The organism is Burkholderia sp. SJZ089 (genome assembly GCF_007828315.1).
Lineage (GTDB): Bacteria > Pseudomonadota > Gammaproteobacteria > Burkholderiales > Burkholderiaceae > Burkholderia > Burkholderia gladioli.
Genome location: NZ_VIUM01000025.1, coordinates 1 through 23876 on the forward strand (window position 1 = coordinate 1; position 23876 = coordinate 23876).

At 69.2% G+C, this 23876-nt stretch carries 16 protein-coding genes and 2 riboswitches; of the genes, 9 read left to right on the forward strand and 7 right to left on the reverse strand.

Features of this window, described 5'->3' with window-relative positions:
* Window positions 1-392 precede the first annotated feature (392 nt).
* The gene (locus FB600_RS32650; protein WP_409995244.1) at window positions 393-2603 is read left to right on the forward strand and encodes a TonB-dependent siderophore receptor; all 2211 of its coding nucleotides are present in this window, start codon (window positions 393-395) and stop codon (window positions 2601-2603) included.
* A gap of 480 nt (window positions 2604-3083) precedes the next feature.
* Window positions 3084-5708: a GH92 family glycosyl hydrolase gene (locus FB600_RS32655; RefSeq protein ID WP_145757620.1), complete on the forward strand. Its 2625-nt coding sequence runs from the start codon at window positions 3084-3086 to the stop codon at window positions 5706-5708.
* A gap of 76 nt (window positions 5709-5784) precedes the next feature.
* Here the strand turns inward: FB600_RS32655 and FB600_RS32660 are convergent, their stop codons facing one another.
* The 5 genes from FB600_RS32660 to FB600_RS32680 form a co-directional block, all read right to left on the reverse strand.
* Window positions 5785-6702: an ABC transporter ATP-binding protein gene (locus FB600_RS32660; protein ID WP_036057126.1), complete on the reverse strand. Its 918-nt coding sequence runs from the start codon at window positions 6700-6702 to the stop codon at window positions 5785-5787.
* Between the two features lie 62 nt (window positions 6703-6764).
* Window positions 6765-7766 carry an ABC transporter permease gene (locus FB600_RS32665; protein ID WP_013691313.1) on the reverse strand — a complete coding sequence of 334 codons (1002 nt, stop codon included), beginning with the start codon at window positions 7764-7766 and terminating at the stop codon, window positions 6765-6767.
* An 86-nt stretch (window positions 7767-7852) separates the two neighbouring features.
* Window positions 7853-11473 (reverse strand): urea carboxylase, encoded by a 3621-nt coding sequence (gene uca / locus FB600_RS32670; protein WP_145757619.1) that lies wholly within the window; start codon window positions 11471-11473, stop codon window positions 7853-7855.
* The gene (locus FB600_RS32675; protein ID WP_013691315.1) at window positions 11470-12126 is read right to left on the reverse strand and encodes an urea amidolyase associated protein UAAP2; all 657 of its coding nucleotides are present in this window, start codon (window positions 12124-12126) and stop codon (window positions 11470-11472) included. The genes uca and FB600_RS32675 overlap by 4 nt, the downstream gene beginning before the upstream one ends.
* A gap of 11 nt (window positions 12127-12137) precedes the next feature.
* A complete protein-coding gene (locus tag FB600_RS32680; protein WP_017919768.1) occupies window positions 12138-12884 on the reverse strand; it encodes an urea amidolyase associated protein UAAP1 in 747 nt (248 codons plus the stop codon).
* Between the two features lie 53 nt (window positions 12885-12937).
* Window positions 12938-13063: riboswitch (guanidine-I (ykkC/yxkD leader) on the reverse strand.
* Between the two features lie 413 nt (window positions 13064-13476).
* Here FB600_RS32680 and FB600_RS37945 point away from each other — a divergent pair.
* Window positions 13477-13602 (forward strand): hypothetical protein, encoded by a 126-nt coding sequence (locus FB600_RS37945; protein ID WP_258182171.1) that lies wholly within the window; start codon window positions 13477-13479, stop codon window positions 13600-13602.
* Between the two features lie 66 nt (window positions 13603-13668).
* Window positions 13669-13791, forward strand: a riboswitch (guanidine-I (ykkC/yxkD leader).
* A gap of 140 nt (window positions 13792-13931) precedes the next feature.
* Window positions 13932-15008: an ABC transporter substrate-binding protein gene (locus tag FB600_RS32685; protein ID WP_145757618.1), complete on the forward strand. Its 1077-nt coding sequence runs from the start codon at window positions 13932-13934 to the stop codon at window positions 15006-15008.
* 37 nt (window positions 15009-15045) lie between these two features.
* Here the strand turns inward: FB600_RS32685 and FB600_RS32690 are convergent, their stop codons facing one another.
* Window positions 15046-16026 carry a LysR substrate-binding domain-containing protein gene (locus FB600_RS32690; protein WP_227742685.1) on the reverse strand — a complete coding sequence of 327 codons (981 nt, stop codon included), beginning with the start codon at window positions 16024-16026 and terminating at the stop codon, window positions 15046-15048.
* Window positions 16027-16768: 742 nt separating this feature from the next.
* Window positions 16769-17668, reverse strand: a complete 900-nt coding sequence (locus tag FB600_RS32695) for a diiron oxygenase (RefSeq protein WP_096751833.1) — start codon at window positions 17666-17668, stop codon at window positions 16769-16771.
* A 392-nt stretch (window positions 17669-18060) separates the two neighbouring features.
* Between FB600_RS32695 and FB600_RS32700 the strand changes: the two genes are divergently transcribed.
* From FB600_RS32700 to FB600_RS32720, 5 genes are read left to right on the forward strand one after another with little or no spacing between them, the layout of a single operon-like run.
* Window positions 18061-19839, forward strand: a complete 1779-nt coding sequence (locus tag FB600_RS32700; protein ID WP_186467882.1) for an AMP-binding protein — start codon at window positions 18061-18063, stop codon at window positions 19837-19839.
* Window positions 19836-20564, forward strand: coding sequence for an ABC transporter ATP-binding protein (locus FB600_RS32705; protein WP_025099951.1), 729 nt, complete (start codon window positions 19836-19838; stop codon window positions 20562-20564). The genes FB600_RS32700 and FB600_RS32705 overlap by 4 nt, the downstream gene beginning before the upstream one ends.
* The gene (locus tag FB600_RS32710; protein WP_096751835.1) at window positions 20536-21753 is read left to right on the forward strand and encodes an ABC transporter permease; all 1218 of its coding nucleotides are present in this window, start codon (window positions 20536-20538) and stop codon (window positions 21751-21753) included. The genes FB600_RS32705 and FB600_RS32710 overlap by 29 nt, the downstream gene beginning before the upstream one ends.
* Entirely contained in the window at window positions 21750-22535 is a 786-nt protein-coding gene (locus FB600_RS32715; RefSeq protein WP_227742686.1) for an outer membrane lipoprotein-sorting protein, read from the forward strand. The genes FB600_RS32710 and FB600_RS32715 overlap by 4 nt, the downstream gene beginning before the upstream one ends.
* A complete protein-coding gene (locus tag FB600_RS32720; protein ID WP_409995243.1) occupies window positions 22525-23874 on the forward strand; it encodes a hypothetical protein in 1350 nt (449 codons plus the stop codon). The genes FB600_RS32715 and FB600_RS32720 overlap by 11 nt, the downstream gene beginning before the upstream one ends.
* Window positions 23875-23876 lie beyond the last annotated feature (2 nt).

Below are 23876 nucleotides of genomic sequence, written 5' to 3' on the forward strand. Positions count from 1 at the left end.
GTTTTTTCCTGGCAGTCTCGCACCCCCCCCCCCCTTCCGGGGGTGGTCGGGTTTCCCCCCTCGCCGGGGGGGGGGGGGGGGCGGGGGGGGGGGGGGGGCGGGCCCCCCCCCCCCCCCCGGGCGCCCGCGCCGGCACCAGGCTGGACCGGCCCTGTCGGGCGCCACGAACCTCCCCACCCACGCTTTTCCCCCCGCCGTCCCGAATCTCCTCGCGGCCCGCCCAGCCTCGTCGCACGGGCCCGCGCACTCGCTTCCCCCGATTTCGTTGCAGCCCCGCGCACGCCGACCGTCATTATTTCAATATTGATAACCATTCTCATTAACGTTACTATCCGCATCCGGTCATGCGTGCGATCGCACCATGCCGACCGAACCACCGCGATTTCGACACGATGCCAACCAACAGACCATCCCGGCGCCGCATGGCGGCGCGCCGGCCGCTGCACGCGACCGCCCTGACGCTCGCGCTCGCGGGCGCCGCCCACACGTCGGCCGCCTCGGCCGCCGACGCCAGCGGCACGGCCGCGCCCGCCGCGCCGGCGATTGCCGCGAGCGGCGCCGCGCCGGCCACCGAAGCCGCGGCGGCGCACACGCTGCCGACCGTCAGCGTGCGCGGCGCGGCCGCCGCCGAGCCGACCGTCGGCTACCAGCCGCGCACCACCTCGGTCACCGGCTTCCCGAACCAGTCGGTGATGAAGGTGCCGCAGGCGGTGGCGGTGGTCAGCAGCACGGTGATCGAGGACCAGCACGCGCGCTCGCTCGACGACGTGCTCTCCAACGTCAGCGGCATCGTGCAGACCAATACGCTGGGCGGCACGCGCGACGCCTTCATCAAGCGCGGCTTCGGCAACAACGACGACGGCTCGATCCTGGTGGACGGCATGCGCTCGCCGGTGCTGCACAACTACCTGGCCGCGATCGACCGCGTCGAGGTGCTGAAGGGGCCGACCTCGCTGCTGTACGGCGTGCAGGAGCCGGGCGGCGTGATCAACCTGATCACGCGCAAGCCGGAGGACGAATACAGCGGCTCGATCTCGGCCTCGAAGACCAACCACGGCGGCGCCGGCGGCAGCTTCGACCTGACCGGCCCGATCGGCGGCGTGGGCCAGGTGGCGGGCGGCACGCTGGCCTTCCGCCTGACCGGCGAGGACAACACCAGCCAGTACTGGCGCACCTTCGGCCGCGAACGCGACTCGCTGATCGCGCCGGCGCTGTCCTGGCACGACGCGCGCACCTCGATCGAGATCCGCTACCAGTACGCCGACTACACCACGCCCTTCGATCGCGGCACGGTGCTGGTCAACGGCCGGCTCGACGATGCGCTGGCCTCGCGCCGCTACGAGGAAGCCTGGGCGCAGAGCAGCGGCATCCAGGAGATGTTCCAGGCCAAGGTCGAGCACCAGCTCAGCGACAACTGGCGCGTGCGCGCCGCCTACAGCTGGGGCCGCGATCGCTACGGCCAGTACATCACGCGCGCCACCGCCTTCAACAGCGCCACCGGCGCGCTCACGCGCACCGCCGATGCCAACCTCGGCCGCAACGATTCGAACCAGATCGCCTCGATCGGCCTGCTCGGCAACCTGACGCTGGGCGGCATCCGCAACGATCTCTACTTCGGTACGGAGTACGAACGTCGCCGCGAATTCCGCGGCGACACGATCCGGGGTACCGCCACCAAGGGCTTCACGATCTTCGATCCGGTCTATGGCCTGCTGCCGCCGGGCGTGGTGCCGAGCGCCACGCAGAGCGACAACCTGTGGAAGACCCACACCTACTCGTTCATGGCGCAGGACAACGTGCACCTGACCGGGCGGCTCACCGCGGTGGCCGGGATCCGCCTGGAGAACTGGCAGCAGTTCGCGGGACAGGGCCGCCCCTTCGTGGTAGCCGACGATTCGCACGGCCATGTCTGGCTGCCCACGCTGGGCCTGGTCTACGCGCTCACGCCGGGCCTGTCGGCCTATGTGAACACCAGCCGCTCCTTCGTGCCGAACTCCTCGGTGGACGGCCTCGCGCCGCTGCCGCCCACCACCGGCCGCTCGGTGGAGACGGGCCTGAAGTTCGAGCTGAACCACAGCTTGACGGGCACGCTGGCGCTCTACCAGATCGACAAGCGCAACGTGGCGGTGACCGTCAACGGCGTCTCGCAGACGATCGGCGCGGCGCGCTCGCGCGGTGTCGAGCTCGACCTGGCCGGCCAGATCACGCGCCACTGGAGCGTGATCGGCAGCTACGCCTACACCGACGCGATCGACCGCCAGGCCAACGTGCCGCTGGTCAACGCGGCGCGCCATACCGGCAGCCTGTTCGCGGTCTACGACACCAGCATCGCCTCGCTGCCGGGCCAATGGCGCTTCGGCGCCGGCGCGCACTTCGTCGGCCGCCGCGCGGGCGATACCGCCAACAGCTTCACGCTGCCCGGTTATGCGCTGGTGGACGCGTTCGCCGCCTACGAGACCAGGATCGGCAAGTTCCCGACCAAGGTCCAGCTCAACGTCAACAACCTGTTCAACAAGGTCTACTACCCGTCGAGCAACAGCAACCTGATCATCGCCGTGGGCGAGCCGCGCCTCGTCACGCTGACCACCACCGTGTCGTTCTGATCGCGCCGGGCCCGCCCGGGCCCGGCCACTGACTCCCCTCGCTCATCAATGCGGCATCGTTCGATGCCGCCCCTTTCCATTTCCGATTCAATTTCCCCAGGCAATTTCCACCGCATTTCCGGAAATGAATGTCGTCCGACGGGAAACGGCATTTCCCATCGATTCCGAAAACCGGGATATTGCATTGCATCATGATCACGACGGGATCGACTGCAGGAAGCCTTCCCCGGCGAGCGGCAGCGAAATTATTTCCATTTCCAATTCAATCGCGGGTCAGAATTACAGCTTATCCACCGCATCGATCGAGATTTTATAAACAGCCGTTTTGTTTACCTAAATTTCGAAAAAATCAGGGAATTTTCCAATTAGCCGCTAAAGCCGCTCCCGAGGCACACTCCACGTGATTCCAAAGAGCGCGAGCGTCACGCGTCGCATCGCGCCTCGACACGCACAAGAATCGATAACACCTGGAGGCAAAGCATGCGCAAGACCCTGACACTCGCGGCGGCGATAGGCATCGCCCTGCTCGCCGGCTGCAACGGCGACCTCGATTCCTCACCCGCCTCGGTGGCCAGCCAGAGCCGGCCGACCGGCATCGGCGGCCCGTCCGGCGAAGCCGGCGCCACCACGCCGGCCGGCAACGGCGCGCAGCAGGTCGCGCGCACCGACATCCCCGGCCTGACGAAATTCGTCAACGTCTTCATCGGCACCGGCGCGCCCGATGCCGGCGGCCTCTATCCCGGCAACCTGAATCCGGCCGCGCAGACGCCGTTCGGCATGGTCAGCTTCGGCCCCGACACGCCGGGCAGCGGGCAACCCTGGGGCAACGGCTCGGGCGGCTACTACTACCAGGACAAGACCATCAACTTCTTCAGCCTCACGCACCTGAACGGCCCCGGCTGTCGCGGCCAGGGCGCGGTGGCGATGATCCCGGGCGGCGGCACGCTGAACTTCTCGCACAGCGACGAAAGCGCCTCGCCCGGCTACTACCGCGTCAAGACCGGCAACGGCATCGTCAACGAATTCACCGCCACCACGCGCACCGGCATGGCGCGCCTCACCTTCCCGGCTGGCACCACGCCCAAGCTGGTGGTCAACGCACGGCTCAGCAACGGCATGAAGTCCGGCGTCTCGCCCTCGCTCGTCAACATCGCGGCGGACACGCAGGCCAATACCGTCTCGGGCCAGACCGTGGTGGGCGCGTTCTGCGGCGGCACCTGGTACAAGCCCGTGTATTTCTACATGGCCTTCGACGCGCCGCTCGACGCCAGGACCACCAGCACCGTCAACGGCGTGACCACCGCCGGCTTCGCGGCGAAGCCGGGCAGCGCGACGGTGGTGCAGGTGAAGATCGGCATCTCCTCGGTCAGCGTCGCGAACGCCAAGCTGAACCTGCAGACGGAAAACCCGGGCTGGTCCTTCGACACGGTCAGGTCCGACCAGGATGCCGTCTGGAACCACCGGCTCAACACCATCCAGCTCGACCTCGCGCAAGGCGGCGCGATCGATGCGCTGGGCAGCAAGGCGAGCGCGGCGCGCAACTACGTCACGCAGTTCTACACGGCGCTCTACCACACCATGGCCGGGCCGACCGTCTACAGCGACGTGAACGGCGAATACCGCAGCATGCGCCAGGGCAATCTCAACGCGCCGGGCAACACGGCGCCGGCGCGCGACGTGGCCAACGTCGCGCAATATCCGGTGCCGGGAAATCCGAACGCCTATCGCACGCATTATTCGGGCTTCTCGCTGTGGGACACCTATCGCTCGGAAACGCAGTTGCAGGCGCTGCTGTTCCCTGGTGAAACCAGCGACATGATGCAGTCGCTGGTGGCCGACGCGAAGCAATGCGGAGCCTTCCCGCACTGGGTGGACGGCTCGGACGACACCAAGCCGATGGAAGGCGACCACGCGCCCAACGTGATCGCGGCCGCCTACGCCTTCGGCGCGCGCGGTTTCGATATCGGCACGGCGCGCGGCTACATGCTGCAATCGGCCTTCGGCACCGGCGGGCCCGGCAGCGCCTTCGTCGAGGGCGCCTGCAACAACATGGCGGCGGTGGACGACACGGTGGGCGTGAGTAGCATCGGCAGCTTCTACCAGAAGAACGGCTATGTCTCGACCAACGCGGCGGCCAGCCATCACGCGGGCTCGATGACGCTGGAGCTGACCGCCACCGACGAATCGGTGGCCAACTTCCTGGCCGCGCTGGGCCGCGCCGAGGACGCCAGCAGCGTGGCCACCCTGCATGGCCGCGCGCGCAACTGGACCCACATCTTCAACGCCAGCATCCCGCCGGGCCAGAACTACAACGGCGGCGAAACCAGCGGGCTGGTGCCGAAGGACGCGAGCGGCAACTGGGTCTACAGCGGCCTGGACAACGGCGGCTTCCACGAATCGACCGAGCCCAACTACACCTGGACCATCGGCCACGACTACACGGAGCTGATCAATCGCCTGGGCGGCAAGCAGGCCGCCATCGCGCGCCTGAACACCTTGTTCGGCCTGAGCCAGAGCGACCCGTTCAACGGCCCGCTGCCGAGCGCCGCCACGCTCAACAGCGGCCAGGACGGCACCACGCTCTACATCGGCAACGAGCCCTCGCTGCAGACGCCCTGGGCCTACAACTGGACCGGCAAGCCGCAGCTCACGCAGTTCGTGATCCCGCTGGTGATGAACAAGACCTTCTTCAACACGCCCGGCGGGCTGCCCGGCAACGACGACCTCGGCGCGACCTCGGGCTTCTATCTGTGGGCGAGCCTGGGCCTCTATCCGGTGGTGCCGTCCGCGCCGGGGCTGGCGATGTCCACGCCGCAGTTCAAGGGCATGACGGTCTGGCTCGACGACGGCCGCAAGAAGCTGCGCATCGAGGCCGACGACGAGGCGCTGGTCAACAACAAGCCCTACATCAAGTCGGTGGAGCTGAACGGCAAGACCTACCAGGGCTCGTGGCTGCCGATCGCGGCGATCGCCGACGGCGGCACGCTGCGCTACACGCTGTCGTCGACGCCGACCGACTGGGCCAGCGATGCGTCGCTGGCGCCGCCCTCGGGCCCGGCCGCCGACTACACCAAGGCGGTGGCGCAGCCGCAGCCGGCGCGCTGAGCGCGGCACCGGCGAGCCGGCGCCGGCCGATACGTCGAACCAGGCACGCGACGCTCGTTCGACGCTCATTCCACGCTCATTCGACATTGTCGGCCACGTCGGTCAGCCGGATCAGATGCGGCCGGACCTCGTCCTCGGCCGCCGCCTCGCCGGCCGGCTCGGGCGGATGGATCAGCGCCTCGAGCCGCGCCTTGGTGGCGAGGAACTCGGGCGTATTCATCTGCCCCGCGCCGCGCGGGCGCGGCACCGGCACCTCGATCAGCTCCTGCACCGCGCCCGGGTTCGCCTTGAGCACCAGGATCCGGTCCGCCAGCAGGATCGCCTCGTCCAGATCGTGGGTGATGAACAGGATCGTGATGTCGATGTTGCGCCAGATGTCGAGCAGGTGCGACTGCATCTTCGCGCGCGTCTGCGCGTCCAGCGCGCCGAAGGGCTCGTCCATCAGCAGGATGCGCGGCCGGTTCGCCAGCGCCCGCGCGATCGCCACGCGCTGCTTCATGCCGCCCGAGAGCTGGTGCGGATAGACCTCGGCGAACTTCGTCAGTCCCACCAGGTCGAGCCATTGCAGCGCCTCGCGCTCGGCCTCGCCGCGGCTGCTGCCGTTCATGCGCAGTCCGAACATCACGTTCTTCTTCACGCTCAGCCAGGGAAACAGCGTATAGCCCTGGAACACCATGCCGCGATCCGCGCCGGGGCCATGCACCGGCTTGCCGTCGAGCAGCACCTCGCCGCTGGTCTGGGTATCGAGCCCGGCCAGGATCCGGATCAGGGTGGACTTGCCGCAGCCCGACGGCCCGATCACGCAGACGAACTCGCGCCGGTGCGTGCGAAAGCGGATGCCGTCGAGCGCGACGCACTCGCCCTGCGGGCTGCGGTAGCGCTTGCCGAGGTCGTTGACCTCGAGGATCACCTCGCGCGCCTTGAGCTTGTCGAAACGCTCGCGCACGGCATCGGACTGGATCAGGTAGGACGGAACGGCTTGGGGGTTCTGCATGGTCGCCTCGGCATCTGGCAGGGTCGGTCGATCGGATTCATCGGGCAAGGCACGCGCTCGCCTCAGGCGCGCTGCGCGCGGTCCCATGGAAACAGCTTGCGGCCCAGCAGGCCGAGCACGATGTCGGTGCCCAGGCCGATGATCCCGATCATCAGGATCGCCGCGTAGACATTGTCGAAATGCTGGTAGCGCGCCTGCTGGCTGATGTACCAGGTGATGCCCGAGCTGGTGCCCACCAGCTCCGCGACGATCAGATAGGTCCAGGCCCAGCCCAGCAGGATGCGCTGGTCGCGATAGAGGTCGGGCAGGATGCCGGGGATCGCCACGTGCGCGACCAGCCCCGGCTTCTTCGCACCCAGCGTCATGGCCGCCTCGAACAGCGCGTAGTCGAGTTTGCGCGTGGTGTTGGCGACGATCAACACCTGCTGGAAGAAGGTGCCGATCACGATGATGGCGATCTTCGGCGCGTCGTAGATGCCGAGCACGGCCACCATCAGCGCGCCGAAGGCGGGCGCGGGCAGGTAGCGGAAGAACTCGAGGAAGGGCTCGTTCAGGCGCGCCACCGCGCCGAACACGCCGCACAGGATGCCGATCGGCACGCCCAGCGCCGAGGAGATCACGAAGCCCCAGAAGATCACCTGGATGCTGTGCCAGAGGCTCTGGTGCAGCCACACGCCCTCGCGCGAGGCCGGCGGCGTCGTGAAGGCCGTGTAGAAGGCGCGCAGCACCTCGTGCGGCGCCGGCAGGTAGACCGGGTTCGCGCGAATGCCGGCCGGCGGCGCGGCATGCGCCTCGCGCGCGTGGGCGAGTTCGTCGTCGAACACGGCGCGATCGACGCGCATGCCGGGCTGGAAATAATCGACGCTGCCGGGATTGGTGATCAGCATCTGCGGATGCCAGACGAAGGGCACGTAGCTGATCACGCACCACACCAGCAGCGGCAGCAGGAAGGAGCCCAGGCCTAGCGTCCAGCGGGCGCGGGGGGACAGCTCGCGACGCACCGAGAGCCAGTCGGTGCGAGGGGCGCGATTGCTGCGGTCGGTACGTCGGGGGACGGTGTTCATTCCGTTCTCCAGGTTGACCGCGCCACCTTCCCAGGCGGCGCGGTACGTTGATCGGGCTGCGGATTCGGGCACGGCGGCCAGCGCCTTCAGGCGCTCACCGCCTCGCCGGTGCGGATCACCATCAGGCGCTGCCCCGCCGCCACCGGCGCGCCCACCGCGCAATCGATCGCGTCGATCACGCCCGCCTCGGCGGCCTGCACCGTCACCTCCATCTTCATCGATTCGAGGATCGCGATCGGCTCGCCCTCGGCCACCGTCGCGCCCACCTCCACCAGCAGCTTCCAGACCGAGCCCGAGACGTCGGCCGTCACCGCGCGGCGGGCCGGGTCCAGCGCGTCGGCCGCCGCCGGGTTCGCGCTCCCCTCCCCGCCGCCGGCCGAGGTTTCGTCGACGTAATCGGCCTGGCCCGTCAGCCGCCAGCGTTCGCGCTCGGCATCGAAGGCGGCCTGCTGGCGCGTCTTGAAGGCGGCGATCGAATCGGCCTGGTCGCACAGGAAGCGCCGGTATTCGCCGAGGTCGAAGCTCGATGGCTCGATGCGCAGGCTCGCGCGGCCCGCGGTGAAGTCCTCGCGCAAGGCGGCCAGCTCGGCCTCGCTGACCTCGTAAAAGCGGATCTCGTCGAAGAAGCGCAGCAGCCAGGGCTTGCCGGGCTCGAACTCGCGCGTGCTGCGATAGCGGTTCCACATCTGCACGGTGCGGCCGACGAACTGGTAGCCGCCCGGCCCTTCCATGCCGTAGACGCACAGATACGCCCCGCCGATGCCGACCGCGTTTTCCGGCGTCCAGGTGCGCGCCGGGTTGTACTTGGTGGTCACCAGCCGGTGGCGCGGATCGAGCGGCGTGGCCACCGGCGCGCCGAGGTAGACGTCGCCGAGCCCCATCACGAGATAGCGCGCGTCGAACACGATGCGCTTGACGTCCTCGATCGAATCGAGTCCGTTGATGCGGCGGATGAATTCGATATTGCTGGGGCACCAGGGCGCGTCGGGGCGCACCGACTGCATGTAGCGCTCGATCGCGATCCGCGTCGAGGGATCGTCCCAGGACAGCGGCAGGTGCACGATGCGGTTCGGCACGCGCGCCTCGGCATCGTCGGGCAGCTCGTGCTCGGCGCGGCGCAGGTGCTCGAGCAGCCGCGCGATCGGCAGCCGATCGGGATCGACATGGACCTGCAGCGAGCGGATCCCCGGCGTGAGATCGACGATGCCGGGCAGCGGATGCGCTTGCAGCCAGCCCATCAGCGCATGCACGCGAAAACGCAGTTCGAGGTCGAGCACGGGCGGGCCGTATTCGATCAGCACGTTGCTGTCGCCGGAGCGGCGGTAGACCACGCCGATGCCGCGCCCGGCATCCGGATCGCGCAGCAGCACGCAATCGAGCGCCGTAAGCGGCTTGGTTGCGCGTGCATCGATCTCGGCGGCGGCGGTTTCCTCCGCGACGGGAACGGTATCGCGCGCGGCCGGCGCGAAGCGCACCGTATCGCCGGGCCGCAGTTGCCCGAGCTTCCACAGCTCGTCGCGCACCACCGTCACCGGGCACACGAAGCCGCCCAGGCTCGGACCGTCCGGGCCGAGGATCACCGGCATGTCGCCGGTGAAATCGACCGCGCCGATCGCATAGGCGTTGTCGTGGATGTTGGAGGGATGCAGCCCGGCCTCGCCGCCGTCGCTGCGGGCCCAGCACGGCTTCGGCCCGACCAGGCGCACGCCCGTGCGGCTCGAGTTGTAGTGCACCACCCAGGCCGTGTCGTAGAGCATCGCGATATCGTCGGGCGTGAAGAAGTCGGGCGCGCCGTGCGGCCCGTCGAGCACGCCCAGCGTCCAGGCCTGGGTCAGTTGCGGCCGCTCGTGCTCGGCCAGCACCGCGCCGGCCTCGCCGCGCCCGGCGCCGGCGTCGAGATGCAGCACGTCGCCCTTGCGCAGCGCGCGCCCCGCATGGCCGCCGAACTGGCCCAGCGTGAAGGTGGCCTTGCTGCCCAGGTAGTCGGGCACCTGCAGGCCGCCCTTCACGGCCAGGCAGGCGCGCACGCCGGGCCCCGTCACGCCGCCGAGCTTGAGCACGGCGCCGGGCGCGGCGCGCCGGACCTGCCAGGCCGGCACCGGCTCGCCGTCGAGGGTGGCCGCGAACGCGGCGCCGCCGAGCACGAACAGCGTCGCGCAGTTGAAGCGCAGCGTCGCGCCGACCATGGTGAATTCGAGCCCGGCCGCCTCGGCGGGGTTGCCGAGCAGGCGGTTGGCCAGGTCGAAGGAACGGTCGTCCATCGGGCCCGAGGGCGGCACGCCGATATTCCAGTAGCCGATGCGGCCCGGCGTCTGCTGCACGGTGGTCTGGATGCCGCCGTCGAGCACGTCGACGGTATGCGGCGCGAACACGAAGCGCGACAGGAAGGCGGTGGTCTGCGCGGCGCGCGCGAAGGTGTCCGAGCCGACGATCGCGCGCAGGTAGTCGAGATTGGTCTCGATGCCATACAGCGTGGTACGCGCCAGCGCATCGCGCAGCTTCGCGAGCGCGGCCTCGCGCGTGTCGCCCGCCACGATCAGCTTGGCCAGCAGCGGATCGTAATGGGCGCTGACCTCGGTGCCGGCCTCGACCCAGCTCTCCACGCGCGCCCCGGCCGGGAACTCGACATGCGTGAGCAGGCCCGCGCTGGGCTGGAAGCGCTTGTTCGGATCCTCGGCGTAGAGCCGCACCTGGATGCTCGCGCCGCGCGGCAAGGCATTGGCTGCCAGCGCGGCGAGCGGCGGCAGGTCGCCCTCGGCCTCGAGGATCATCCATTCCACCAGGTCGGTGCCGGTCACCTCCTCGGTCACGCAGTGCTCGACCTGCAGGCGCGTATTCACCTCCAGGAAATAGAAGCGGCGCGCCTCGGCGTCGAACACGTATTCGACGGTGCCCGCCGAAGCGTAACTGACCGCCTTCGCGAGCCGCACCGCGCCGGCATGCAGCTCGGCGCGCTCGGCCTCGCTCAGGCCCGGCGCCGGCGTCTCCTCGATCACCTTCTGGTTGCGCCGCTGCACCGAGCAGTCGCGTTCGCCGAGCGCGATCACCTCGCCGCGCCCGTCGCCGAAGATCTGCACCTCGATATGGCGCGCGGCCTCGACGTACTTCTCGACGAACACGCCGGCGTTCGCGAAGTTCGCCGCGCCCAGCCGCGCGACGGTCTCGAAGGCAGCGGCCAGTTGCCCGGCATCGCGGCACAGCGACATGCCGATCCCGCCGCCGCCGGCCGTGCTCTTGAGCATCACCGGATAACCGATCCGCCCGGCGGCTTCCAGCGCGGCCGCCGCGTCGGCCAGCAAGCCGGTGCCCGGCAGCAGCGGCACGCCCTGCTCGCGCGCGATCTCGCGGGCACTGTGCTTGAGCCCGAAGGCGCGCATCTGCGCGGCGCGCGGCCCGATGAAGCGCAGCCCGGCCGCCTCGCAGGCCTCGGCGAAGGCCGGGTTCTCGGACAGGAAGCCGTAGCCGGGATGGATCGCCTGCGCGCCGGTCTCGCGCGCGGCGGCCAGGATCGCCTCCATCCTCAGGTAGCTGTCGGCGGCGCCGGCGGGGCCGATGCAGACCGCCTGGTCGGCCAGGCCGACATGCGGCGCGTGCCGATCCGCTTCGGAATAGACCGCCACCGAGGCGATGCCCAGCCGCCTGAGCGTGCGGATCACGCGACAGGCGATCTCGCCGCGATTGGCGACCAGCACCTTGGCGAATCTCATCGCGCCTCCCAAATCGTCAGCCGCACCGGCGTGGGGTTGTAGCCGTTGCAGGGATTGTTGAGCTGTGGGCAGTTCGAGATCAGCACCGTGAGGTCCTGCTCGGCACGCATCTCCACGTACTTGCCGGGCGCGGAGATGCCGTCCTCGAAGCTCAGGCCGCCCTCGGGCGTCACCGGCACGTTCATGAAGAAGTTGACGTTGCCCACCAGGTCGCGCTTGGACAGGCGCGTACCGACGCCGCAACTGCAATGCGTGATGGCCTTCAGGAAGGAGTCGCGGCAGTTGTGCATGTGGCGCTTCTCCAGCGCGTAGCGCACGGTATTGCTCTCGGCCGCGCAGGCGCCGCCCAGCGTGTCGTGGCGCCCGCAGGTATCGGCCACGATGGTGGCCAGCGGGCGGCCGAGGTTCGACATCAGCACGCTGCCGGCGCCGAGGTAGATCCGTCGCTGCGCGCGGATCGTGTCCTGCGCGCTGTAGCGCTCGGCCGGATCGTGGCTGCTGTAGAACAGCGTGTCGACAGCCTGGTTGCCTTCCAGGTCGAGGATGCGCAGCACCTGCCCCTGCTTGAGCTCGTGCAGCCAGGGCTCGCCCGAGGGCAGCGTGTGGTCGTAGCTCGCGTCGCGCGGATCGAGACGGCTTTCGATGATCGTCATGGCGGCGCTCCTCAGGCGAACAGGCGGTCGGTGTTGATGAAGGCGCGGCCGTTCTCCGGGCGCGAGTTGCGGCAGATGTCGTCGGCGCCGGCCGCGCCGTCGGCCGGATAGGCGCGGTAGGCGATCAGCTTCACCGGGCGGGGCGCGTAGGTGGAAGACGGGTCGAGCGGATGCGGAGCGCTCGAGAAGGCGGCCAGCGTGTTCATCTCGAAGCGCAGGTCGAAGGCGCTGCCGGGCGCCGAGTGAGCGGCCACGAACTCGAGCTCGCCGTCGGCGCCGCTGGCCAGCCGGCTGAAGAAATTCACGTTGGCGGCCAGGTCGCGCAGGCCGAGCCCGTGCTTGGCGAGTTCGAGCACCAGGCTGTCGCGGCCGTTGCGGATCATCGCGTTGCGCTGCTGCTGGTATTGCGTGCTGCCGTACTTGGCGGCGAACAGCGCGGCATCGCCCACCCCGCCGAGCGGATCGTGCCAGCCGAGCGTGTCGGCCGTGATCGAGGCGATCACGCGGCCCATGTCGGTATGCAGCGCATGGCCGGCAGTCAGATGGGCGGTGTGCTGCGCCTTGAGCGTGTCGGCCATGTTGTAGCGCTCGAGCAGGTCTTCCTGGCGATGGAACACGGCAGCCAGGTTCGCGCCGCCTTCGAGATCGACAATGCGCAGCGCCAGGCCGCGCCGCAGGCAGCCCGACCAGTGGGTGCCGGCCGGGATCAGCGTTTCCCACAGCACGTGCGGGATCGGCGGGAGGGATTGGGAAGTCATCGAGGCTCCTGGGATCGGATGGGATGGCATGAGAGGACGATGACGTCATCGCGACCTCCCGGGCTTTTATCCCTCCGTGGAGCCTCGCCGCGACCTCGGACGAGGCCGTCGGCAAGACCGGAACGCTCTCGGACCAGGCATCGCGCTCGCACGCGACCGGAACCCTAGCGATCCTGAAGATGATGCAAATCGCTTCGCACCTCTCGGTTCGCTATCAAGCGATTTGCGTGCCAGTGACGGGGAAGCGATGGCGGCGCGGCGGGTTGGAGCGGCGGCGAGGGGCAGCGAGGGGCGGCGGCGCTGGCGCGCGGGGGTTTTCGCGCGGCTTGCGTGCCAAGGCCTGGACGGCATCGGCGCGAGCGGCGCCACGCCCTCGCATCGTGCATGCGCCCGGGCCCGCGCACCACGGCCATGCGCGGCGCGCACCGTCGACGCGCATCGCGAGGGCCGCGCGAGACGGCACACACAAGCCGGCGCAGCACCGCGCCCAGCCTGCTTTCAAGCGCCTTGCACCTGCCTGCGCAAGCCGCGAATCGCGGGATGGCACGGCCATTGCACGGCCTCTCGCATCGCCATCCCCGAGGAGACCGGAATGAAGACCATGCTGAGCTTGCGCAACGCGCTGGCCCTGCTGTTTGCCGCGCGCTTCATCGAATTGCAGCGCGCCGCGCGCCGCGACACGCTGGCCCGCGCCGCTCGCGAGGACGGCGCCCGCTGAATCGGGCCGCACGTCGCTGGCATGCTTTTCGCTCGACCAGCGATCGAGAGGTGCGGCGAAGTCGCATCTTAGGGGTGCTAGGGTTCCGGTCGCGCGCGAGCGCGATGCCTGGTCCGAGAGCAGCCCGGCACGGGCCGGCGCGCGATGCGCGGGACACGTGCTACACGGCGGGACAAAAGCCCGGGAGAGCAGCGTAGCGATCGCTACCGCGCCTCTCCGTGGCCGTTTTTTCGTTCCGCACCGATTCCGGAGATCCGGCCACGCCAGCGGCCCGCGCGATGCGCGGGCCGGTTCGACGTCACGCCATCCCAGATACGCCGGAGTTCACGATGAACCGCTTTGCCTCTGCCCTGCGCCGCCTGCTGGCCGCCTGCTCCTCCCGTCCCGCCCCGCTCGTCCCACCCGTCCGGTCCGCCGCTCCCGCGCGCCGCGCGCTGCATGCCGTCGCGCTGGCCGGCGCGCTGTCCGCCCTCTGCGCCGCGCCGCTCGCGCACGCGGCGCCGCCGCTGAAGATCGGCTATAGCGACTGGCCGGGCTGGGTCGCGTTCCAGGTCGCGCTCGACAAGGGCTGGTTCAAGGACGCGGGAGTGGACGTCGACTTCGAGTGGTTCGACTATTCGGCCTCGCTCGACGCCTTCTCGGCCGGCAAGCTCGACGCGGTGACGGTCACCAACGGCGACGCGCTGGTGACCGGCGCCTCGGGCGCGAAGAACACCATGATCCTGCTGACCGATTACTCGGCCGGCAACGACATGATCATCGCCAAGCCGCCGCTGCGCAGCGTCGAGCAGTTGAAAGGCAGAAAGATCGGCGTCGAGCTGGGCCTGGTGGACCACCTGCTGGTCGAGACCGCGCTGCAGAAGCACGGCATGAAGGACGGCGACGTCACCCTGGTCAACGCCAAGACCAACGAGCTGCCGCAGGTGCTGGGCTCGGCGCCCGATATCGCGGCGGTGGCGGCCTGGCAGCCGAACGCGGGCGAGGCGCTCAAGCGCGTGCCGGGCGCGCGGCCGATCTTCACCTCGGCCGATGCGCCGGGCCTGATCTACGATGCGCTGTCGGTCTCGCCCACCAGCCTCGCGGCGCGCCGCGCCGACTGGGCCAAGGTGATCCGGGTCTGGTATCGCTGCGTGGCCTATATCGCCGATCCGAAGACCCAGGCCGATGCGGTGAAGATCATGGCCGCGCGCGTCGGACTCACGCCGGAGCAGTACCTGCCGCTCCTGAAGGGTACCCACCTGCTGGACGCGGCCGCCGCGAAGCAGGCCTTCCACAAGGGCACGGGGCTGGATTCGATCTACGGCTCGACCGTCAATGCCGATCGCTTCAACGTGCGCAACGCGGTCTACAAGCAGGCGCAGGATGTGCCGACTTATATCGACCCGTCGCTGGTGAACGCGAACTGAGGAGCCGCCGCCAGCCGGCAGGGGGCGCGCCAGCGCCTCAACCGACGCTGTGCAGCCGCGGCGCGGCGCCCTCGCCGATCGCGATCGGTTCGGCCCTGGCGATGCGCGGCGCACCGTGCCGCCCCGCCTCGCCGAGCAGCCAGTCGACCAGCACCGCCGCGTCGGCGCTGCCCGACATCTCGTCGTTGTTGAGCAGCACGTAGCTGCCCGACGGCACCGAGCAATCGCCGAACAGCTCGACCAGGCGCCCCTGGCGGATCAGCCCGTCCACCAGCGGCCGACGGCCGATCGCGATGCCATGTCCATCCACCGCCGCCTGCACCAGCTGGTCGTACTGGCTGAAAGTCAGGCCGCCGGCCTGCTTCATGCGCGGCACGCCCAGCGCCTTCTGCAAGGTGCTCCAGGAATACCACGGCGCCTGGCCGCGCGCGTCGCCCATGTGCAGCAGCACGTGGCGCTCGAGATCGGCGGGCGTGCGGATCGGCATGCCGTGCGCGCTGGCCAGGCTCGGGCTGCAGACCGCCACCACGCGCTCGCGGAACAACACGCGCATGCCCGGCGCCAGCATGTCCGGCGCGATATATCGGACTGCGAAGTTCAAGCGCTTGCGCCTGATATCCTCGATTTCATTGGTGGCGGACACGCGCACGTCGATATCGGGGTGCTTCACGCGAAACGAACTGAGGCGCGGAATCAGCCACAAGGCCGCAAACGAGGCCGTGGTGGACAAGGAGACGGCGCGCTGCGCGACGCACTCGGAAAGCGCATCGATCGCGTGCTCGATATCCGACAGCGCGCCCGAGATCGCGCCATACAAGGCGCGCCCCTCGTCGGTGAGCGTCAGCGCGCGGATGTGCCGGTGGAACAGCTCGATCCGCAGCCGCTCCTCGAGCGCCTTGACCTGGCGGCTCACGGCCGACTGCGTGACGTTCAACTCCTGGCCGGCCTTGGTAAAGCTCAGATGACGTGCCGCGCATTCGAAACCTCTCAGAAAATCGAGCGACGGCAGGTTCTTCAAACGTTTTGCACTTGCCATACTGCGACCTCTCACATCGATGCGCCGCATGTGGTCCTCGGCGCCAGGCCCGCGGTGGGCCATGCCCTCATTGTTTCCGCCGTCGGCGATGCGACGCGGATGTTATTTCGGAGTGCGATACGCCAACTCCGCCCGTCAACTCAAAAACCTCATCGTCATGCCGAATCATGACGCCATCATTTCCAGAATGCAATCTACCAGCATTTCCAAAATCGAACGAGTAAATTCTCGAATACAATTGATGTTATATATTTGAAATATATGAAAATGAAATCGCAAATCGAATTGGATTCACTCCGAAGATTGACGAATCTTCCGCCGAAGCCTGCCAGGCAATCCTCTCCGGATATTATTCCACTCCATGGAATCGCTTGCCCGGCAAGAGAAGTCATAGAATCACCCGTCAACTCTCAAATTTCTTAACCATACATTTTCCCGACGATTTCATTTCCAACAACAAACAAATCCGGTTATCCGCGCCACCCGCATGGCATCAATCCGGCAAATCGTTCAATGAATCAATACTGCCACATCGAAAAATCCATAAACCCATAACTCAATGAATCGTCCATAAAGAAATAGCCGATTAATCGCCAATCCAATTGTTCACACCGGGGAGGTAAACGAAAAATCGCCGCGCGGCAACCGGAACCGGTTCACCACGGGCGATGCACGGGCTATGGATTCGCGCGCGCGTCCGGGCCTGCGCGTGCCCGGCCCGCCCTCAGGCCGGCATGGTCACGCCGCAAGCAGGTTCCGCCTGCCCGTCGCCGCCGTGCATGGCGTCGCGGGCGGGCAGGCGCGCGACCACCTCCTTGCGATAGCGGTTCAATTCCTGCACCGACGCAATCGGACGCTCGAACAGGATCGACAGGTTGTGCAGGATCCGGTCGACCACTTTTTTCTCCCATTCGCCGTCGAAGCGGATCTGCTCGTCGAGCCAGCGCTCGAGCCACGCCGGATCGGGCAGGCGCGACTGCACGGTATCGCGCGGGAACAGCGACTGGTTCACGTGCAGGTTGGTGGGATGCAGGGGCTTCTCGGTGCGGCGCGCCGAGGCCATCAGCACGCCGAGCTTGGCGAACGCGGCGCGCGCGACATCGCCCTGGCGCGCCAGCGCCTGCTTCATATAGCGCAGGTAGGCGCCGCCGTGGCGGGCCTCGTCGCGCGAAATGATCTCGTAGACCTGGCGGATCACCGGCTCGGTATGCCACTCGGCCGCGCGGCGATACCAGTGGTTCAGGCGGATCTCGCCGCAGAAATGCAGCATCAGCGTTTCCAGCGGGGGCGCCGGATCGAACTCGAAGCGCACCGCGTGCAGTTCGGCCTCGGTCGGCACCAGCTCGGGCCGGAAGCGGCGCAGGTACTCCATCAGCACCAGCGAGTGCTTCTGCTCCTCGAAGAACCAGATGCTCATGAAGGCGGAGAAATCGCTGTCGTGCCGGTTGTCGCGCAGGAACATCTCGGTGGCCGGCAGCGCCGACCACTCGGTGATCGCGTTCATGCGAATCGTGATGGCCTGCTCGTCGCTGAGCCGCGCCGCATCGAAGGCGTGCCAGTCGATGTCGGCATGCATGTTCCAGCGTACTGCCTCGAGCGATTGATACAGTTCCGGATAAAGCATCGTCGTCGAATCCCGGGCGGCGCCGGACACGGCATGCGCACGCGGGCGCCTTGCGCGCGGCACGCACCCGCCGCGAACCCATCGACGGCGAGGATCGGAACGTCATTCTGATACGCGTGGATCACGCGCCGCGGCCGCGCGTGCGATGGCCCCTGCGTCGTCCCCCATTGTTGGTACGACACGCGGCACGGACAAGCGACTTTTCCGAACGCGATGCATGAGGCCCAGGCATGAACCGCCCGCCGAGGCAGGCCCGCGGCGCCGCGCGCGGCGTGGATGCATGGCACGCATGCATAGCCTGCCGAGATTGCGTTTGTCGCGCCTCGCCAGTTGCGACAAGAATCGACTCCGTTCGACGGGGCCTGCGCCCCGCTCATCCAGGAGGGCCAGCCGTGACACATTGCGCTTCCACAACCCATCGTCTGCTCGATGCGCTCGAGGGCGGCCCCGGTGCCGCGCATCGCATGCGTTTCGTCGACGACGCCGGGCAAGAGACCTCGATCGACTACCGCGGCTTCGCCGAAGCGGTGCTGCGCCATGCCGGCGCGCTGCGCGAGCTCGGCATCCGCGAGAACGACATCGTGATGCTGGCCCTGCCCGCCTCGGTCGAGCACGCGGTCGCGATGATGGCCTGCGTGATGGCGGGCGCGCTGCCGTGCACGGTGCCGGTCCCGGCGAAACGCAGCGGCGAGGGCCGGCAGGTGGCCGAGGTGGCCTGCGAGCTGTACCGCCCGCGCCTGGCCATCGGCCTCGACGCGCTCGCGCCGGTCTGGCAGGCCGCGCCCGTCGTCTCGGCCGGCACCCGGGTGATCGACGCCGCCAGCTTCGCGGCCGCCGCCGAGGCCGGCGCGCAGCCCGTCATCAGCGCCAAGTCCGGCAACGATCCGCATCACGTGCAACTGACCTCGGGCTCGACCTCGCATCCGAAGGCAGCCGTGCTGAGCCACGCCAACGTGATCGCAAACGTGCTCGGCATCGGCGGCGCGGTGCTGTTCGATATCGAGCAGGGCGACGGCACCGTCTCGTGGCTGCCGCTCTACCACGACATGGGGCTGCTCACGCTGCTGTCGAACCTGCACTATCGCGCGCCGCTGCTGTTCATGCAGCCCAACAGCTTCATCCGCAACCCGCTCGGCTGGCTCAAGCGCATCGCCGCGACGCGCGCCACCACCACCTCGGTGCCGACCTTCGCACTGCGCTACTGCGTGCGCCGCTTCAATGCCGCCGCCATGGAAGGCATCGACCTGTCGGCCTGCCGGAACATCTTCATCGGCGGCGAACGCGTCGACGCCGATACGCTGCGCGACTTCGCCACCACCTTCGCGCCGCATGGCCTCGATGCCTCGGCCTTGCAGCCGTGCTACGGCATGGCCGAATCGACGCTGGCGGTCTCGATGCATCGCGCCTGGCACGCGGGCCGGATCGAGGGCGCGCCCTACGTGATCGCCGACGCCATCGACAAGCGCGCCCTGATCGAGCGGCGCGCGGCCGAGGCGGTGGCGCCGGCCGCGGCCGACGCGCCGGCGCCGGAGCGCGAGCTCGTGCTGGCGATGGGCAAGCCGATTCCCGGCATGCGCTACGAGATCGTCGACGAGCACGGCGCGACGCTCGCCGAGCGGCAGGCCGGCGAGATCGCGATTCGCGGCAGCTCGCTGATGCTCGGCTACCTCGACGCCGGCAGCGGCGAGATCGTCGCGCCGCTGACGCCGAACGGCGCCTTCCTGACCGGCGACATTGGCTATGTCGCCGACGAGCAGCTCTACATCCTCGGCCGCAAGAAGGAAGTGATCATCATTCGCGGCAGCAACTACTTCCCCCACGAGATCGAGGACGCGCTGAGCGCGCATCCGCTGCTGCGCAAGAGCACCTGCATCGCCTTCGGCTGCCCCGATACGGCCAGCGGCACCGAGCGCCTGGTGGTGGCGATCGAGACGCGCCCGGTGGACGCCAGCGCGCAGACCCGCCTGGAATGCCAGCAACTGCTGGGCGCACGCATCGGCTTCGCGGCGCAGGACCTCTGCTTCGTCGAACCCGGCTCGCTGCCGCGCACCACCAGCGGCAAGCTGCAGCGCCTGAAGTGCCGCGAGCTGTACACGCAGGGCGCGCTGTCCCTGGTGGCAGCGCCCGCCACGGCGGCCGGCAAGCCGGCGCTGCAGGGAGCACTGGCATGACCGACCTGAGCCAGCCGCCGCTCGACGCGGCGCCGATCGTCCTCGAGCTGCTCGGCGTCACGCGCCGCTACGCGGGCGCCGAGAAACTGGTGGCGGTGCGCGACGCGGACCTGGTGATCCGGCGCGGCGACGTGGTCGCGCTGGTCGGCCCCTCGGGCAGCGGCAAGAGCACCCTGCTCAACCTGGCCGGCTTCCTCGACGTGCCGAGCTCGGGCACGCGCCGGCTGGAGGGCCGCGAGATCGACGACTCGCCGGCCGCGCTCGAGCGCGTGCGCCGCGAGCGGATCGGCTTCGTGTTCCAGCACTTCAACCTGATTCCGGTGCTGTCGGCACTGGAGAACGTCGAACTGGGCTGCTTCGCCTGGGGCACGCCGCGCACGCGTCGCGAACAGGCGCGCGCGATGCTGGACGCGGTGGGCCTGTCCGCGCGCGAGCGGCACCGGCCCGGCCAGCTCTCGGGCGGCGAGCAGCAGCGCGTGGCGCTGGCGCGGGCGCTGGCCAAGGAGCCGGCGCTGGTAATCGCCGACGAGCCGACCGCCAGCCTCGACAGCGCCAATGCACAAGCCGTCGCCGAACTGGTGCTGAACACCAACCGCACGCTCGGCACGGCCTTTCTGATCGCTTCGCACGACGAACGTCTGTGCGCGCGCCTGCCCCGCCGCATCGAGATGCGCGACGGCATTCTGGGAGCTCAAGGTGAACTGGCTGACGTACGCGTGGCGTAACCTCTGGCGCAACCGGCGCCGAACCCTCCTGACCATGGCGATGATCGGCGTGGCCGCGTTCGCCGCCAGCATCGCGCTCGGCTACGTGGCGGCGACCTTCGACGCGGTGCGCGAGGGCTCGATCGACAGCGGCGTCGGCCACCTGCAGGTGATGCACCGCGGCTACCTCGACCTGATCGGCGAGAAGCCCCTGCAATACGGCCTGAGCGCCGCCGAGCAGGCCGATGCGCAACGCGCCGTGGCCGCGCTGCCGGGCGTGGCCACCACCGCTCGCGAGATCGACTTCGACGGCCTGATCTCGAACGGCGACCTCAGCTACGGCTTCGTCGGCGTGGGCGTCGAGCCGGCCCGCGAGCCGCCGGGCTACTTCGACTATCACGCGGTGCTGTCGGGACGCTACCTGTCGCCGTCGGCGCCGGGCACCGAGGTGGTGGTCGGCGCCGAGCTGGCCCGCAAGCTCGGCGTGCACACCGGCTCGGTGGTGCAGCTGATGGTGTCGACCGCGCACGGCGGCATCAACGCCACCGACGCGCAGATCGTCGGCGTGATGAGCACCGGCACCAAGGATGTCGACGAGCGCATCGTCAACATCACGCTGCCGGCCGCGCAGGCGCTGCTGCGCACCGACCGCGTCTCGCGCCTGGCGATCTTCCTGACGCACACCGGCGCCACCCCGGCCGCGGTCGCCGCGCTGCGCGCCGCCCTGCCCGCGCTCGACGTGCGCAGCTGGGACCAGCTGGTCTCGCTCTACCACCAGATCGTCTCGCTCTATCGCAACCAGTTCTCGGTGTTCGGCGCGATCCTCTCGCTGACCATCCTGCTGTCGATGAGCAACTGGATCCTGATGAGCATCGTCGAGCGGCGCCGCGAAATCTCCACGCTGCGCGCGATCGGCGTGCCGACCGCCACGGTGCGCTGGGTGCTGGTCCAGGAAACCGCGCTGCTGGGCCTGATCGGCGCGGCGCTCGGCATCGCCTGCGCGGTGCTCGCGATGCTCGCGCTCAATCACGCCCAGATCCATCTCCCGCCGCCCCCGGGGCGCGTCAAGCCGATCCTGCTCGAATTCGCCGTGACGCCGGCCGCGGTGGCCGCCGTCGAGGCCGCCTTCGTGGTGCTCGGTATCGCCGCCGCCGGCTTCGCCACGCTCGGGCTCGCCAAACGCAACATCATCGAGGGTCTCGCATCATGATGCTTCGCCTCCCGCCGCCGCGCACGCTGCTCGCCGCCTTCGGCACCGCCCTGACGCTCTGCGCGGGCACGCTGGCGCTGCTGTCCGCGCCCCGCGCGCTGGCCGCCGACCAGCCCGCCGCGCAGACCATGCTGGCACGCGCCGACGCCTATCGCAGCACCAGCTCGGACACGCAGACCGACATCCGCATCACCAACCTGGTAGGCCAGCAGCAGGACGACGCGACGCGCTACCTGGTCTACACGCGCGCCAACGGCGACACGCTGGCGCTCACCCGCAGCGGCGAGAACGACGGCCAGAAGTACCTGGCCACCACGCGCGGCCACTGGTTCTACGTGCCCAACACGCGCAGCGCGGTGCGCATCAACGGCATGCAGCGGCTGCAGGGCGAGGTGGTGATCAGCGACATCACGCGCACCCACTGGGCCGACAGCTATCGCGCCACGACCGGCGCGGCCGCCACCATCGACGGCCGCGCGGCCACCGAGCTGGACCTCGCCGCCACCGATCCCGACAACGTCTACCCGAGCATCAAGCTGTGGGTGGCCACCGGCACCGACGTGCCGATTCGCGCGCAGTTCTTCCTCGCCAGCGGCCTGCTGTTCCGCAGCGCCGACTTCGCCACGCCGGTCGAGGTGGACGGCCGCAAGGTGATCCGCCAGATCACGTACCGCAACGAGGTCGAGAAACAGCGCGCCAGCGTCGTCGACATCCTCGACGGCAAGCCGCACCGGATTCCGTCGGGCTGGTTCAATCCCGACACGCTCGCCGATGCGCAGTGAGGCCGACCGCCATGCTCCGTGCCCCCGCCGCCCCATGCGCCTGGCCAGCCCGGCCGCCATCGCCGGCACGCCGCGCGCCGCGCGCGCCGGTGCCTGCCTCGGCGCCGCGCTGGCGCTCGCCTGCCATGCCGTCGCGGCAAGGGGGGAATCGCTGATGGACCAGCTCGGCAGCGTCAGCGGGGTCGGCTACGTGCGCAGCGTCGATGCCTTCGACGGCCACGCGCTGCTCGCCGACCTGATCGGCAGCGAACCGCGCGACCACCAGGAGGCCGCCGCGCTGTTCCGGCTCGACGGCGAGAACCTGTTCGCCAACGCGCGCCTGGTGGCCGCCGACCACTCGCTCGGCGCGCAGGCCAGCCGCTTCAACGAAGCCGGCCTGCGCTACGCCTTCGACAACGGCCTGAGCGTCACGGCCGGCAAGCGCATCGACGCGCTCGACACCTCGCAGGCCTTCTTCCCGCTCGGCTTCTTCCAGAAGCGCGCGGCCTCGGCCGACATCTACGATCGCTACGGCGACGTCGAGGGCACGCCGCTGGTCGACCTGAAGTGGGCGGGCGAGACCACCACGGTGCAGGCCATCGCGGGCTGGAACCGCAGCCTGCGCGGCGACGTCGACAACCGCGACGTCGAGGGCGCGACCCAACTGCTGCGCGTGGCCACCAACTGGGACGGCGGCTCCGCCTCGCTGCTGGCCGGCCGCCACGCCGAGCACGGCGGCACCGGCGGCACGCTCTCGCTCGACGTCGGCAAGTCGAGCACGGTCTATGCGAGCGGCTGGATCGAGCGCGGCACCACCCGCGCGGTGCCGCGCTTCCTGGCCGACGGCACGCCGCTCGACCAGGCCGACGCCTATGACCTCGTCGACCGCCGCAACGACCGCCAGTACATGTGGCGCAGCGCGCTCGGCCTGCAAAGCGCGCTGCCCGGCAACGTCTCGCTGATCGTCGAGTGGTCGCACGACGAGGCGCGCTACGACGCGAGCCAGTGGCGCCGCATCGTCAACTCGATCAACGCCAATCACGCGCTGCTGGCGGCCGCGCCGAACCTCGCGCTGGCGGGACTGGGCGCCACCGCCGACGCGGTCAGCGTGGACGGCAGCCTGCGCGACTACCTGTTCGTGCGCGCCGGCAAGAAGATCGGCCACGTCGAGTATTCGATCCGCGGCATCTACTCGCCGCAGGACAAGGGGCTGCTGACCATCGCGCAGGTGGTGGCCGACATCGGCAAGCGCACCAGCCTCGATTTCGCCCTGACCCACGCGTTCGCCGGCAGCGGCTCGGAATATCGCGCAGTCGGCCTCAGCACCCAGATCGACGCCGCGCTGCGCGTGCGTTTCTGACC

What these genes read in the sequence shown, in the direction of transcription:
- FB600_RS32650 (WP_409995244.1), top strand. Translation starts at nt 393, where the DNA reads ATGCCAACCAACAGACCATCCCGGCGCCGCATGGCGGCGCGCCGGCCG.
- FB600_RS32655 (WP_145757620.1), top strand. Translation starts at nt 3,084, where the DNA reads ATGCGCAAGACCCTGACACTCGCGGCGGCGATAGGCATCGCCCTGCTC.
- FB600_RS32660 (WP_036057126.1), bottom strand. Translation starts at nt 6,702, where the DNA reads ATGCAGAACCCCCAAGCCGTTCCGTCCTACCTGATCCAGTCCGATGCC.
- FB600_RS32665 (WP_013691313.1), bottom strand. Translation starts at nt 7,766, where the DNA reads ATGAACACCGTCCCCCGACGTACCGACCGCAGCAATCGCGCCCCTCGC.
- uca (WP_145757619.1), bottom strand. Translation starts at nt 11,473, where the DNA reads ATGAGATTCGCCAAGGTGCTGGTCGCCAATCGCGGCGAGATCGCCTGT.
- FB600_RS32675 (WP_013691315.1), bottom strand. Translation starts at nt 12,126, where the DNA reads ATGACGATCATCGAAAGCCGTCTCGATCCGCGCGACGCGAGCTACGAC.
- FB600_RS32680 (WP_017919768.1), bottom strand. Translation starts at nt 12,884, where the DNA reads ATGACTTCCCAATCCCTCCCGCCGATCCCGCACGTGCTGTGGGAAACG.
- FB600_RS37945 (WP_258182171.1), top strand. Translation starts at nt 13,477, where the DNA reads ATGAAGACCATGCTGAGCTTGCGCAACGCGCTGGCCCTGCTGTTTGCC.
- FB600_RS32685 (WP_145757618.1), top strand. Translation starts at nt 13,932, where the DNA reads ATGAACCGCTTTGCCTCTGCCCTGCGCCGCCTGCTGGCCGCCTGCTCC.
- FB600_RS32695 (WP_096751833.1), bottom strand. Translation starts at nt 17,668, where the DNA reads ATGCTTTATCCGGAACTGTATCAATCGCTCGAGGCAGTACGCTGGAAC.
- FB600_RS32705 (WP_025099951.1), top strand. Translation starts at nt 19,836, where the DNA reads ATGACCGACCTGAGCCAGCCGCCGCTCGACGCGGCGCCGATCGTCCTC.
- FB600_RS32715 (WP_227742686.1), top strand. Translation starts at nt 21,750, where the DNA reads ATGATGCTTCGCCTCCCGCCGCCGCGCACGCTGCTCGCCGCCTTCGGC.
- FB600_RS32720 (WP_409995243.1), top strand. Translation starts at nt 22,525, where the DNA reads ATGCGCAGTGAGGCCGACCGCCATGCTCCGTGCCCCCGCCGCCCCATG.